9 protein-coding genes and 4 tRNA genes are annotated in these 14,762 nt (G+C 45.0%); 1 reads left to right on the top strand and 12 read right to left on the bottom strand.

The window, feature by feature from the left end; translation table 11 throughout:
* Positions 1-17 precede the first annotated feature (17 nt).
* Positions 18-743 carry a FadR/GntR family transcriptional regulator gene (locus ACIFQM_RS24060; RefSeq protein ID WP_430040886.1) on the bottom strand — a complete coding sequence of 242 codons (726 nt, stop codon included), beginning with the start codon at positions 741-743 and terminating at the stop codon, positions 18-20.
* Between the two features lie 665 nt (positions 744-1,408).
* Here ACIFQM_RS24060 and ACIFQM_RS24055 point away from each other — a divergent pair.
* Positions 1,409-2,764, top strand: a complete 1,356-nt coding sequence (locus ACIFQM_RS24055) for an alkaline phosphatase (RefSeq protein WP_430040885.1) — start codon at positions 1,409-1,411, stop codon at positions 2,762-2,764.
* Between the two features lie 156 nt (positions 2,765-2,920).
* On the opposite strand, the gene glmS is transcribed toward ACIFQM_RS24055, so the two are convergent.
* From glmS to ACIFQM_RS24000, 11 genes are all read right to left on the bottom strand, one after another.
* Positions 2,921-4,753, bottom strand: coding sequence for a glutamine--fructose-6-phosphate transaminase (isomerizing) (gene glmS, locus ACIFQM_RS24050; RefSeq protein ID WP_430066298.1), 1,833 nt, complete (start codon positions 4,751-4,753; stop codon positions 2,921-2,923).
* Between the two features lie 631 nt (positions 4,754-5,384).
* Positions 5,385-6,725, bottom strand: coding sequence for a phosphoglucosamine mutase (gene glmM, locus ACIFQM_RS24045; protein WP_430040883.1), 1,341 nt, complete (start codon positions 6,723-6,725; stop codon positions 5,385-5,387).
* 59 nt (positions 6,726-6,784) lie between these two features.
* Positions 6,785-8,254, bottom strand: a complete 1,470-nt coding sequence (locus ACIFQM_RS24040) for a CdaR family protein (RefSeq protein WP_430040882.1) — start codon at positions 8,252-8,254, stop codon at positions 6,785-6,787.
* Entirely contained in the window at positions 8,251-9,084 is an 834-nt protein-coding gene (gene cdaA, locus ACIFQM_RS24035; RefSeq protein WP_430040881.1) for a diadenylate cyclase CdaA, read from the bottom strand. Before cdaA ends, ACIFQM_RS24040 begins: the two co-directional genes overlap by 4 nt.
* A 221-nt stretch (positions 9,085-9,305) precedes the next feature.
* Positions 9,306-9,926: an anti-sigma factor gene (locus tag ACIFQM_RS24030; protein ID WP_044644603.1), complete on the bottom strand. Its 621-nt coding sequence runs from the start codon at positions 9,924-9,926 to the stop codon at positions 9,306-9,308.
* A 151-nt stretch (positions 9,927-10,077) separates the two neighbouring features.
* A complete protein-coding gene (sigW, locus tag ACIFQM_RS24025; RefSeq protein WP_014278287.1) occupies positions 10,078-10,644 on the bottom strand; it encodes an RNA polymerase sigma factor SigW in 567 nt (188 codons plus the stop codon).
* A gap of 189 nt (positions 10,645-10,833) precedes the next feature.
* Entirely contained in the window at positions 10,834-13,626 is a 2,793-nt protein-coding gene (gene ppc, locus ACIFQM_RS24020) for a phosphoenolpyruvate carboxylase (RefSeq protein ID WP_430066296.1), read from the bottom strand.
* Positions 13,627-14,360: 734 nt separating this feature from the next.
* Positions 14,361-14,431, bottom strand: a tRNA-Gly gene (locus ACIFQM_RS24015).
* Between the two features lie 9 nt (positions 14,432-14,440).
* Positions 14,441-14,514, bottom strand: a tRNA-Pro gene (locus ACIFQM_RS24010).
* A gap of 20 nt (positions 14,515-14,534) precedes the next feature.
* Positions 14,535-14,611: transfer RNA gene (locus ACIFQM_RS24005), tRNA-Arg, on the bottom strand.
* Between the two features lie 5 nt (positions 14,612-14,616).
* A tRNA-Gly gene (locus tag ACIFQM_RS24000) sits at positions 14,617-14,691 on the bottom strand.
* Positions 14,692-14,762: the final 71 nt, after the last annotated feature.

Genomic DNA, 14,762 nt, shown 5'->3' with positions numbered 1-14,762 from the left:
TAAAGACTGATGCTGTACTAGCCTTTTGCAACCAGTCTTGCATAAATGGCGTCTGCGGAATGTCCGATATGGTGCCTCATCACTTCCCGCGACTTCTCAGCATCTCGTGCCCGAAGTGCGCTCAGAATTTCCGTATGGACGTCGTAGTTCACCGTCCGAATCTGATCGTCATAGGGCATGAGATCTAGCGATGGGTTAATTTGGGTCCGAATTTGCCTCACAGCGGCTTCACAAAATGGGTTGCCCGATGCCTTGGCAATGGCTAAGTGAAACTTTACATCCAAGGCCCGAAACCATTCTCGGGTACAGTCTGCTTCAATACTCTGATCCAGATAATGCTGAAGCAAGTCCAGTTCATCTGTGGTGATCCGCGCAGCCGCTAAAAAAGCACCCTCAGGCTCCACAATCATCCGATATTCAAAGACCTTCAGCATATGCTCCCAATCTTTTGCGATTTCTGCCCGGCTACGTTTATGAGAGTTTGCTGTCACGGGAAGAACAAAGGTCCCTCCCTTGGCACCTACTCTCTTCTCAATGAGCCCCTTGGACTCCAATTGGGATAGCGCCTCACGGACTGTAATTCTGCTGGCATTGAATATCTCTGCGAGTTCCCGCTCTGTTGGTAGCTGCTCCTCGCTAAGCAACTCTTTTAGAATAATAGCCTCTTCCAACTGCTCTCTAATAAAATCACTCACTTTTTTAGCTGATACTTTTTCAAAGTGCAGAGAAGATGGGATTAACATATCAACACTCCGATCCGTAAATCTTTAAGGTCTAAACCTTATACCTTTTTCGAGAACAAAAAAATATAAATCTGTTGTTATCATAATGCCTAGTAAACCTATATGCAATACTTTTTTTCTAATATTTATGAATGATTTTGTAATAAATATTAAAGAAGTAGCGCCTTTATAGAGCTGCTTCTTTAATATTTCACATTTTTGCGGGATGACAAAGACTGAAAATTCCACTCCTAATCTTTGGCCGGTTATCTATAATCAAAATCTAAAAGTTATACAAAAATCTCCATTTAATTAAAAAAATGGACATATCTATTTTTTGGAAGAAATCATTAGATATAATTCTATTTGAGTTCTTACTAAAAAAATATTTTCAATCACCATTAAAAATATAATTTTCGAAGGCTGATTCCGTATGAATAGAGCCATTTAACGCAGCATCCTTAAAGTCACAATCCATAAAACGACAATTGCTTGTCTCGACACGTCATCCCCTACTCAACCAGTGGTACTTTTCAAAAAAAACGATAGGGATCTCCTTTCTTTTTCTTCCTCTTTACATTTTGATTACATAAAACTATCTCTCCCTTCATATACGAATACTACTATTATCTATGTGTTAGCCGATTATCATCGGTAATCTAAGAATAAATAATAGGGGGTACTTTATGTTAGGCCATTTTTTCAAAAAAATATTACCTATCGTTATGGTGTCATCAATCACATTTACTGGCATTGTGTCAGGAGGAGCTTCTACGCAAGCAGCTTCAGACACAAAAAAAATTAAAAATGTAATTTTTTTAATTGGTGATGGCATGGGGCCATCCTATATTTCTGCCTATCGGTATATGAAAGATAACCCGGCAACCCCTCTCATGGAAAAAACAGAGTTTGATCCGTATCTTGTAGGTGCTCAAACGACGTATCCGGAAGACGAGGCTCAAAATATAACAGACTCTGCTTCAGCTGCCACAGCAATGTCTGCCGGTGTTAAAACATATAATGCTGCCATTGCCGTAGATAACGATAAAACTGATGTCAAAACGGTATTAGAGCAAGCGAAGGAAAACGGGAAATCTACCGGCTTAGTTGCAACATCTGAGATCACTCATGCTACTCCTGCAGCATTTGGCGCACATGATGTTAGCCGTAAAAACATGAACGCTATTGCTGATGATTACTTTGATGAAAAAATTAATGGAAAGCACAAGGTGGACGTCCTGCTTGGTGGTGGACTAAGCAATTTTGTACGTAAAGACCGAAACTTAACTGAAGAGTTCAAGAAAGCCGGTTACGGTTATGTCACTGATCGGGAAGGATTGCTGAACAATAAAAACGATCAAATTCTCGGTCTATTTGCCCAAGGTGGACTAGATAAAGCAATCGATCGTGCCAAAGAAACACCTTCTTTAGAAGATATGACTAATGCTGCAATCAGCCGGCTAAATAAAAATGATAATGGTTTCTTCCTGATGATTGAGGGAAGCCAAATCGACTGGGCAGGTCATGACAACGACGTGGTTGCTTCCATGAGTGAAATGGCGGATTTTGAAAAAGCATTTAAAGCAGCAATCGACTTTGCCAAGAAAGACGGCAATACATTAGTCGTTGCAACTGCAGATCATTCTACTGGCGGATTTTCGGTCGGTTCAAATGGAGAATATAACTTTAATGCAGCACCCATTAAAGCAGCAACGCGCACACCAGATTTTATGGCCAAAGAAATTGTTGCTGGTGCAAGTGTTGAAGATACACTTAAGAAATATATCTCCTTAGATCTCACAGAAAGTGAAGTTCAATCGGTCAAAACTGCTTCTGCTACAAAGGACGAAGTTAAAATCGATAATGCCATTGAAGCCATCTTCAACACTCGTTCATTTGCTGGCTGGACAACAGGTGGTCATACTGGAGAAGATGTGCCAGTCTATGCTTACGGGCCAGGGAAAGAATTGTTTGCGGGACTTATCGACAATACAGATAATGCAAAGAACATTTTTGATATTCTGAAAAAAAACCCTATATAAATTGAACTCGCTGGCCTATTGTAGATATAATGGCCCCCCTAAGCAAAAAAGATCCCGATATATCATCGGGATCTTTTTTGATGTTTGTAAAGCTATAATACTGACTGGTTCCATACATTTTTATCACCAGACAGCCTTTGTATCAATATACTGCCCTTACTCAACCGTTACACTTTTCGCCAGGTTACGTGGTTTATCCACATCATGACCCAAAGCGAGGGAAGCATAGTAAGCCAATAACTGGAGAGATACAACCGAAATCGCAGCCGACAGGATTGGAAGTGTCTTCGGAATTGCAAATACCTGATCCACAGACTTCAACAACTCAACAGCGTGCTCTTCGTACGTAATCGCAAGAACGTCTGCGCCACGTGCTTTCACTTCCTTGATATTGCTCACGGTTTTCTCCAACACGGATTCCTGTGTTACCAAAGCGATAACCGGAATACCGTCTTCGATCAATGCCAATGTGCCATGCTTCAGTTCACCCGCAGCATAAGCCTCGGAATGAATGTAAGAGATTTCCTTGAGCTTCAGGGAGCCTTCCTGTACTACAGCATAGTCCTGACCGCGACCAATAAAGAACAGGTGCTTGTGGCTGGCGATTTGCTCAGCATAGGCTTTGATCGCATCTGCTTTACCCAGCATTTCTTCCACTTGCTCTGGCAGTGATTCCATAGCAGCCAACACTTGAGCTACTTGCTCATCCGTTTGTGTGCCACGTACTTGAGCCAGATACAGACCAAACAGGTAAAACGCAACCAACTGCGAAGAATATGCCTTGGTCGAAGCTACGGCAATTTCAGGTCCTGCCAGTGTAACCAACACATCATCTGCATCGCGGGCAATGGAGCTGCCAACTACGTTTGTAATCGCCAGTACATGAGCGCCGTTCGCTTGTGCTTCACGCAGTGCTGCCAACGTATCGGCAGTTTCACCGGATTGACTCACTACGATTACCAATGTCTCTGGTGTTACGATTGGCGAACGATAACGATACTCGGAAGCCACGTCGTTTTCCACCGGAATACGAGCCAAGCTTTCAATAACCGTACGACCAATCAAACCAGCATTGTAGGCTGTACCACAAGCAACGATTTGAATATTGCGAATATTTTTAATTTGTTCTTCTGTAAGCTTCAACTCAGGAAGAACAACTCTTTTAGTTTCATTGTCGATTCGGCCCAACATTGTGTCACGGTAAGCCTTAGGCTGTTCGTGGATTTCTTTCAACATGAAATGCTCATAGCCGCCTTTTTCCGCTGTTACAGCATCCCATTCGACATGAATCATTTCCCGAGAAATAAATTGGCCTTCGATTGTCATTAATTCGACGGCATCACTGGTCAAAGCAGCCATTTCGCCATCGTTCAAAATAAATACATTGCGTGTATATTTCAGAATAGCGGGAATATCGGAACCGATAAAGTTCTCGCCTTCTCCCACACCGATTACCAGCGGGCTTGCTTGACGAACAGCTACCAGCTTATTAGGCTCGTGCTCTGTCAGCACACCCAGTGCAAAGGCACCGCGCATAAAGGTAATTGCTTTTTGTACCGCTTTGACGATATCTCCTTTATATTCACGCGCAACCAGATGGGAAATAACTTCCGTATCCGTTTCGGAAATAAAGGTATGACCTTCGCTAATCAGCTGTTCTTTCAGCTCCAGATAGTTCTCGACAATCCCGTTATGAACCACGGAGAACTTTTGGCTCTCATCCAAATGCGGATGGGAGTTTTCGTCTGAAGGCTTACCGTGTGTTGCCCAACGTGTATGCCCGATACCTGCATGGCCTACAAGCGCCGCACCATCCAACTTCGCTTCCAGATTCGCCAGACGACCTTTAGCCTTGGTTACTTGCAGTCCTGAATCTGTAAGCACAGCAATACCCGCAGAGTCATAACCGCGGTACTCCAGCTTTTTCAACCCGTCAATCAATACCTCTTGCGTATTCTGATCACCAATATATCCTACAATGCCACACATATTCGTTATCCTCCCGATCATCATTTCACAGGACGACTCATCACAGGACTAACGTGTGCGGTAGATTGCGGAATAAAGTTCATTCATCTATGAAGTTGTCAATGATAACTATAGAAATTACAGGCATCTCTTCACGAATGTAACGAAATTCCCAAACCGCGCACGCCAATGATGATGGCCGCACATTCATGAAATGAATCTTATAATTTAGGTTATAAAATAAAAGCATCTATCGGTGCGTTGTGTAAACAGTTGCCTGCTTATTTTCCGCTGCCGATTTACGGGTCGATGTCTCACCGGAAGGTCCCCGCCGAATGTTTCGAACACCTTCACCTCGTCAGCTCGCTTTGCCGTGAACCCATCTGTGAGCAACATCATCCAAATTGAATGGTCTGCCTCACCAACAAGTTCCCCCGCGCAAAATCAAGCTCTGGCGCTTGTATTACATTACCTTACAACCCTCACTTTCTCTTTCTGAGTCACAGCATCCCTATATTATATTCAGCTCAGCATCATTTGGCAATGACACTTTATTCATATTTGCAAGTTCTGGTAAGTATTCAATTAAAAATAATATTTGCAAACGCGGTCGCCTGTTTACTTTGAACAGGCAACCGACGTTTACAAGATTTTAAACCAATTCTTTTTTTACAACATCTACGATCTGTCCTACAAATTGCTCCAGCTCATCCTTATCCGGACCTTCAGCCATAACACGAATAAGCGATTCTGTACCGGAAGCACGGACCAATACGCGTCCATTATCGCCCAATTGCTGTTCCACCTGCTCAATCGCTTCTGCAATGGCAGGATTGCCCTCGTAATTGCGTTTGTCCTGTACACGCACATTAACCAGCACTTGCGGATACTGCTTCATGAGTGATTTCAGCTCACTCATCTTTTTACCGGAAGCTTTCAGGGTATCCACCAGTTGAATCCCAGTCAACATACCGTCGCCCGTCGTATTGTAATCGAGGAAAATAACGTGACCAGACTGTTCACCGCCCAGATTAAAGCCGCCCCGACGCATTTCTTCCATTACATAACGGTCACCAACCGCAGTTTTTGCAGTCTTGAGCGCCAGCTTTTCCGTTGCTTTGTAAAAACCAATATTACTCATCACAGTCGATACAATAGTGCTGTCTTTGAGCTTTCCAGCGCGGTTCAGCGCATCCCCACAGATACAAAGGATATAGTCGCCGTCTACCTCTTCCCCGTTCTCATCAATCGCGATCAGACGGTCTGCATCGCCGTCAAAGGCCAGACCAATGTCAGCTTTCAATCGACGCACTTCCTCTTTAAGCTTCTCAGGATGGGTTGAGCCACAATGATCGTTGATATTCAGCCCGTTTGGCTCCGCACCGATGGTGTGAACTTCGGCTCCCAATTCCGTAAAAAGCTTCGGCGCCAGCTCATAGGCCGCTCCGTTCGCACAATCCAGTACGATTTTGAGCCCTTCAAAAGAATGGCTAATCGTTGTTTTTAAAAACTCCAGATAATCGTAGCGAGAATGCTCGTCTACAACAACCGTACCTAATCCGCCACCGATTGGACGAGGCAATTGATCTTCTTTCGCATCCATCAGCTCTTCAATTCTTAGTTCCGTTTCATCTGTCAATTTAAACCCGTCGCCGCCAAAAAACTTAATGCCGTTGTCTTCCACCGGATTGTGGGAAGCCGAGATCATGACACCAGCGTCCGCTTTTAATTGACGTGTAAGATAAGCGACTCCCGGCGTTGAAACGATACCCAGACGAACCACATTAGCCCCGATAGACAGCAAACCGGCTACAAGCGCCGATTCAAGCATCAGTCCGGACACCCGTGTATCCATACCAATAACGACAGTTGGTTTTTCTACATTCCCTGCTAAAACATATCCGCCGCAGCGGCCAATGCTATATGCCAGTTCTGCTGTAAGTTCCTGATTAGCAATGCCTCGAACACCATCTGTACCAAAATATTTCCCCATGTATAATGACTCCCTTTTTTGTCTAATGAACCTTAAATATTTACTACAGATAAATCATGTTATGGCTGACTGCTCTCCGGGGTTCCATTGGCAGAAGAATCTGCGCCGTTTTGAGGATTTGTTTTGTCCTCCGCAGCTGCACTGTCCCCGGAGTTTGCATCAGAGGAGCCGCCTTGGCCGCTCTGGCCCCCCTGTGGCCTCTCCTGCCCCTTATTACCACTACCGGAAGGGGTTGATTCATTCCCGCTGCCCGGATTCGTTACAGCCGGCGTTGAAGGGCTCTCAATGTTTACCGTTGCCGTTAACCGGCTGGCGTTTCCGGATTGCGTAATGTATTTGGGCAGGCCTACCTTTAAAGTAACCTCATGCTGACCAGCCTCCAGACCACTTACGTCTGCGACCAAACTAATATCATCGTTGGTTAAATTACTGATCATATCCTGCGGCCCCTTCACGGTAACATCCATCGTCTTGTCCGCAGGCGTTGTAATAGTCGCAGTCGTCCCATCTCCTGCCCCTTGCACAACAATCGGAATGCCTGACAATGTCCGCTCCGCATCGGTCACCTGATTAGAAGGGGCAACTGTCACCTGAATTTGTATTGAGCCAGGCTCGATTTTATCAGAACCGACGGGCGCTGCCAAATTAGCTTGAACTGTTTGGGTCCCTGCTTCCGTTAATTGGCTCAGATCGAGTGTAGCCGTAACATAGGAGCTAAGGCTATTCAAAACATCCTGCGAAGCGTAAACGACCGCTTCTTTTACATTTGCATTAACTTTGGAAAGCGCCAAACCGTTCGGCAGCTCCCCGGAATAGACAATCTTCACAGGCACGGACTTCGTTTGCTGGGTTAACGGGATTTCAACAGACACTGTGGAAGGCTCAATAACCGCTCCTGTAAGTTCCTGTCCCTTTTTGTTGTAAGCCTTCAGCTTCACCCGCTTCTGCTCAAATTTCTCCGAGATTCCCTCCGTATCCACAGCCCCCTGCACCGCAACCACTGTACTCAACTGGCTTTTAGGCAAGGTGACCTTCACCGTTTGAGGAGCAACCACAGGCACTCCAAGCTGCAATCCTGTATCCGGTTTACCCTTGGAAACAATAGAAACATCAAATGATTTCGTTGCCTTTTCCTCAATCGTGACCGTAACACGATTAGGAGTCATAGACACCAATTCCAAGCCATTCGGCAGGTTCGCTACGAGCGGCAAGGTTTTAGTACCTGCTCCTAACCCACTCAAATCCAATTGAGCCTGGTAATTATCTGCGAAAAAAGAAGTCAGCACAGAGCGCTGTCCTCTAACCTCCATCTTCACATGGTCAGTATCCATTGTAGATAATACATATTTTGACTCATCCAAACCACTGGTTTGAATGCCTACATTATCAATCACTTTATTATCATAAGAAACGGTCAGCGTGGACGAAGGCGTGCCTGTGTCCAGATGAACCAATCCCCACAGCAAGACGGCAACCGCGAGTGCCAATATTTTAGAAATCGTATTGTTGTTAATCCATTTGTCCATCATGAATTTCCACGGCCTCCCCTCCGATTCCAGAATGAGCCGCGTTTTTCCTTCAAAGATGGTGTCGGCCGCAGCTCCTCATACAGCTTGGATATTAAGGATTCTTCCTTAATATCGCGCACGACCTGTCCATTGATAGCCAAAGAAATTTGCCCTGTCTCCTCTGATACCACCACAGTTACGGCATCCGTTACCTCACTCACCCCAATCGCTGCCCGGTGACGAGTTCCCAGTTCCTTGCTGATAAATGGATTTTCCGACAGTGGTAAGTAGCAGGCCGCAGAAGCAATCTGATTATTTTGAATAATGACCGCACCATCATGCAGGGGCGTATTTGGAATGAAAATATTGATCAGCAACTCGGAACTGACCACTGCCTGTGTCTTGATACCGGACTCCGTGTATTCGTTTAGCCCCGTTTCGCGTTCAAATACGACCAAAGCCCCTATTTTTCTACGTGATAAATAATTCAGCGCCTTAATCATTTCCCCGATTAACTTGTTTATCTCCTCATCATCCGCAGACGAACGCCCAAACAGCTTGCCTCGCCCCAGTTGCTCCAGGGCACGACGCAATTCAGGCTGGAAAATAATGAAAATAGCTACCACGCCGAAGGTAAACATCTGGTTCATCAGCCACTTGAGCGTATACAAATCAAACCACGTACTAACCGCCCAAATGAGCACCAGGAACAGAATTCCTTTTAGCAATTGAACTGCACGCGTTCCACGAACAAGTAAAATAAGTTGATACATAATATAGGTTACGATCAGAATGTCGATAATATCTTTAATAGACTCTTTCCAAGTCAGGTCCGCGAAATAATCCAACATGCGCATGCCCCCGCAATTTTCTGTAGTGAGTAAGTGTAATATGTACACAGTATGCTCTCTCTATCTAGGTTATAACGATAAGGCCCGCGTTGCAAGCCGCACGACAAAAGAACCACTAAAAACAGTAAAATAAAGTACAAATCGCCATCTTTATATACAAAAAAAGCGCCTTTTCCAGCGGAAGAGGCGCTCGATATCATTCTTGCCAGTTCAAGCTTCTTTTATGGAGAGGACGTACCTCCGAACAAATCAGTAACTTTATACCAAATCCAATCCAAGGTTTGATCAATACTTTTGACCTGTCCTGCAATATGTGCTGTGGACGCTTGATAGTAGGAACCGTCGATCACAGTTACATTCCCTTCCACATCGCCATATACCCGAGCCTTACCATTTTGCACGGTCAAATCTCCAGCAATGGATTTACCTTCAGGTACTATCACAGTATCTCCTTGAATAACAACCTGATCCAGATGGCTTCCCTTGACTACCAATTGATGGTCTGTGGTTGAAAAGCTTGCCATACTTGAGCATATAATAACAAGAAAGAAAGCAGCGGCCGTAACAGCCGGGTGCCTTTTCACCCAAGTCAGCATAGGCACCATTGGTGCTCTCCTATGCGGCGGCAAAGCATTCATAATGCGAAGTGTCAGCTCATCCGATACACACGGCACTTGATGCCGTGTACCATAAAGCATCGCATCCGTCCGCTCCAGCTCTTTAAAACGCATGCGGCATTCCGGGCAGGTGAACAAGTGATGCTCTAACTCCTGTTTGTCCTGCTCAGACAGGTCGCCATCCAGATAGTCATGCATAAAAGAGACGGCTTGTTTGCAATCCATATGAGCCAATCCTTTCTAATATTCTTCCGTGTTCCTCTACATAACATGCTCCGGCTTAGAAACTTTGCTCACTTTACATACGCTACAACGAGCAATATGTTTCACAAAAAAACATCTGTGCGCGCACTTTCCAAGATCCCGAACACATGATTTACAGCTTGTGCTCCAATTTTTTGCGTAGAAAATCCCGGCCCCGGTGAACCCTCGTCTTAATGGTAGTGACCGGAAGATTAAGCACATCGCTAATTTCCTGCAAGGAAAGCTCCTGCAAGTAACGTAAAACCATAATCGTCCTGTATTTGTCTGGAAGGCTGTCAATGGCATCATGAATCAGGGATTGTGTCTCGGACAACAGCGTACGCCCTTCGGGTGTAAGCTCTTCGCTAGCGAGCATTGCATACCCATCGACACCTTCCTGCTCATTCATCTCAGCATCCAGTGAGTATGTAGGCTTTCTCCTTCGCAGACGGTCAATGCACAGATTCGTCGCAATCCGGTAAATCCATGTGGAGAACTTCTGCCCATGGTCATATTTCTCCAAATTACGATATACACGCAAAAAAGTTTCCTGCACCAGATCCTCCGCCTCATGGCGATTCCCAAGCATCCGGTAGGAAAGATGAAAAATCCGATCTTTATATAACTCGACTAGCTCCGCAAAAGCTCGCTGATCACCTTTCTGCACCAGCCTAACCAAGCGGCTTTCCATATTATCCACTCTATACTCCCCCAGACTTGCTGATGGGTTACTCATTACATTGTTATGATAATTCATCGTAGTTCAATTTAATCGGAAAATCAACTGTAGCGTTGACACCAATTGGACTCCTGCTCCGTCATATGCATGCAAACAGCACAATCGGGCCCCATAAGCGCCCGATTGCCTGTGTTCATGCGTCAAGCTGTATCAGCCCGTGTTTCTCAGCCCTGCGGCAATTCCGTTAATGGTTAACAGCACCTCACGTAGCAGCTCCGCATCGTCCCCGTTCTGGTCACGTAGTTCGCGTAGCTCACTAAGCAACTGAACCTGCAAGTAGCTTAACGGATCGACATAAGGATTACGCAATCGGATGGACTCTTGAATTACCGGCACATCGTCCAGAATTTCCGATTGTCCTGTTATTTTCAAAATCAGCTCGGATGTCAGCTTGAATTCCGCTGAAATTTGTCCGAAAATACGCTGGCGAGCCTCTTCATTATTGGACATCCCTGCATATTCCTCTGCAATCAGCAAATCCGCCTTCGCAATTGCCATTTGCAGTGTATCAATAAGGGAGCGGAAGAAAGCTGATTCCTTGAACATCGTTTGCAGCACCTTGAGGTTATCCTCATTGTTCTGATAGAAGCTTTGCAGCCCTGTTCCAGCCGCGTACCAAGCAGGTAGCAAGTAACGGCTTTGTGTCCATGCAAAAACCCATGGAATGGCCCGCAAGTCCTCAAAACGATCACTGTTCTTACGTTTGGATGGGCGAGAGCCGATGTTCAGTTCGCCCACCTCAGGCAATGGCGTTGATTCCTTGAAGAAATTGAAGAAATCCGGATCGCGGAAAATCAAATCCTGATACTTCTCCAGCGATACCTCGGAAATACGGGCAATGATCTCCTCCCAGCTCTCCTCGAACACTTCCTTCTTACCGGAACGGTTATACGCCACTGCGGTAATCAGAGCTGACGTTGCCTGCTCCAAGCTTCGATAAGCGATACCCTTGAGCGAGTATCTGGATGAGAGTACCTCACCCTGCTCCGTAATCTTGATGCCGCCTCCGATTGTATGTGGAGGTTGGGCCAAAATGCTACGGTTAAGCGGCATTCCTCCGCGTCCCAGTGCTCCTCCGCGTCCATGGAAGAACTTCACTTTTACGCCGAACTCATTAACCACTTCCGTAATGCTGTTCATCGCAACCCGAAGCTCCCAGTTCGCAGTAACCACACCGCCGTCCTTGTTACTATCTGAATATCCCAGCATGATCTCTTGGAGCTGATCCATTGCTGCTACAGATTTGCGATATACAGGCAAGTTCAGCAGCCTTTTCATAATACTAGGGGCAGCATGCAGATCGTCTATCGTTTCAAACAAAGGAACGGATTGCAGTGTACATACGACTGTGCCATCTTTCTCGATACGGAACAAACCCACTTCTTTAGACAGCACCATAACTTCCAGTAAGTCGCTTGCTCCCTGAGTCATACTGATCAAGTAGCTTGTAATGGATTTATTTCCAAATTCCTCCTGAGCCAGATAAATCGTACGATACACATCAAGACACTCCTGAGTGCTGTCACTATATTTCAAATACGGCGACGTAATCGGACGAGGCTCGTTCAGCAGCTTTTCCAGCAGGTCTATCTTCTCTTCCTCAGGCAGCTTGCCATAATCCGCAACAATATTCATTTTAGAAAGGATTTCAGTCATTGCATTTTCATGCTCCTGACTATGCTGACGTACATCCAGCGTAGCCGTATGGAAGCCGAACAGCTCTACCTGACGAATCATCTTCTGAATATAAGTATCTGCCACATAATCCGCAAAATGATGACGCAAGCTGTCATCAATAACGTTCAGATCCGCAATAAGCTCTTCAGCAGAACTATAACGTTCCTTCGTGCCCTGCTTACTTTCATCCAGGATATTATTCACCTTGGCTATCATATAGGCCAGCTTGATGCGGTAAGGCTCTTTCTCGTTATGCCACACTTCCATCTTTTTAAGCGTAATATGGTTCCGGTCTTCCTCAATAGAAGCCAGCAAATCATCAGAGACACGTATAATGCTCGTGCTAAAGCTCAGATAACCCATAAATTCCTTCAGCGTGTGCTGATATTCTCTCACAGCCAGCTTACGCTGCATACGTAACGTTTCCCAAGTAACATCAGCCGTAACAGACGGGTTGCCGTCCCGGTCCCCACCGATCCAGGAGCCAAATCTCAAATAGGTCGGAATATGCCATTTCTGCTCAGGATAATATTTGCCTAAACATCGTTCCAATTCTTGGTATACGTCAGGCAGCACATGAAACAAAGTCTCATGAAAAAAATACATCCCGTTTCTAACTTCATCTAACACAGTTGGTTTTCGATCACGTAGCTCGTCTGTCTGCCATAGCGTAATCACTTCATTCAGCAGATTTTCCCGCACCAGTTCCCGCTCCCTCAAGGTGAGCATAGGATTATCCAACAGCATGACGTCCTCGGAAATGCGCTTGTGAATGTCCAAAATCACCCGTCTCGTGGCTTCTGTAGGATGTGCAGTCATAACCAGCTCCAGAGAAAGCTCCTCCAGCAGATTGCTAACGTCCTCAGCAGAAAATCCACCCTGCTTAAGCTCCTGAACAGAACTTTCAATGGAACCACGTTGAACATCTTCACCAGCAGAATGCTCATAGTCCCGTTTGCGGCGGATACGATGATTTTGCTCGGCAATATTCACTAACTGAAAATAAATCGCAAACGCGCGAATAACCTGGTGACGAATGTCCGTATCCAGTCCACTAACGATTTGTTTAAAATTCTCATACAACTCCGGCTGATACCCGGCACGTAACGATTTACTTGTCTCACGTATCTTTTCCACGATATCCAAAAGTTCGTTGCCACCCTGATGAACCAAAACCTCACCAAGAATATTCCCCAGAAAACGAACGTCCCGCCGTAGCAGATTGTTGGATTGGTTTTTGTTAGCGGTTAACGTAAGCTCAGTCATGCTTTTCCCCCCATCTGATCTGTTCACACCAAATACAGCTTTGTTGCAAAGGTACGTATACACACGAAAATTGACACTTTCTTAACATCATACAATAAAAACGAGTGAAAAGCTGCAAAATTTACAGTAAAAAGTCATGTTTTTAAAATACTTTTTTTGAGAATATATTGGTTTTTTATGCACAAAAATGAAATTTAATAAATGAAATTACTTTATAGCCTAGAGATCATGAAAATTTATGCACAGGTGTTATAAACAGCATGATTTCCGAAACAAAAAATTATGCATCATTATGTGCATATGTTTATTATTTGTTGACAAAGTGAAACCCAATAGGCTTCTATCCACAAAGATATACACAATTCAGCCATAATTTCAATATTTTCGAGCTATTTTTCCTTCCAGACTCAGATATATCTACAAAAAAAGAAGCCATTGTGTACAACTCAATACAGCAGCCTTGGAGTTATCATCATGAATTCAGATCGTTAATGGTCATAGGATTCCTATATCGAAGGATTTGATCACAAAATTAGCCTTACTACAGGAGAAAGGGATACGTAAAAGGGGGAATGCGGGAACTGGGTGTTAAAAAACAAGCGCCTATGTACAATATGCACAAGTCATCCCCAACTGTGCATGACAGGAGATTTTCGCAATAACCTATACACAGAGAAAGTTCATGTCATGTGGACAAAATAAAAAGAAGCCTCTCGGCTTCTCTGTAATCAGTAAGCGGGTGATGGGAATCGAACCCACGCTATCAGCTTGGAAGGCTGAAGTTCTACCATTGAACTACACCCGCAAATTAGTATCGGGATGACACGATTTGAACATGCGACCCCCTGGTCCCAAACCAGGTGCTCTACCAAGCTGAGCTACATCCCGACATATAATTTTTTAGAAAATGGCGCGCCCTGAGAGATTCGAACTCCCGGCCTTTTGATTCGTAGTCAAACGCTCTATCCAGCTGAGCTAAGGGCGCAAATATGGAGCGGACGACGGGAATCGAACCCGCGACCCTCGCCTTGGCAAGGCGATGCTCTACCGCTGAGCCACGTCCGCAAAAACAAGATGCGCGTGGAGGGACTTGAACCCCCACGTCAAAGACGCTAGATCCTAAGTCTAGTGCGTCT

This window comes from Paenibacillus sp. NRS-1782, assembly GCF_050467685.1.
Taxonomy (GTDB): Bacteria; Bacillota; Bacilli; order Paenibacillales; family Paenibacillaceae; genus Paenibacillus; species Paenibacillus terrae_A.
Note: the sequence above shows the minus strand (reverse complement) of the source record. Positions and strands in the feature narration are given on the sequence as shown.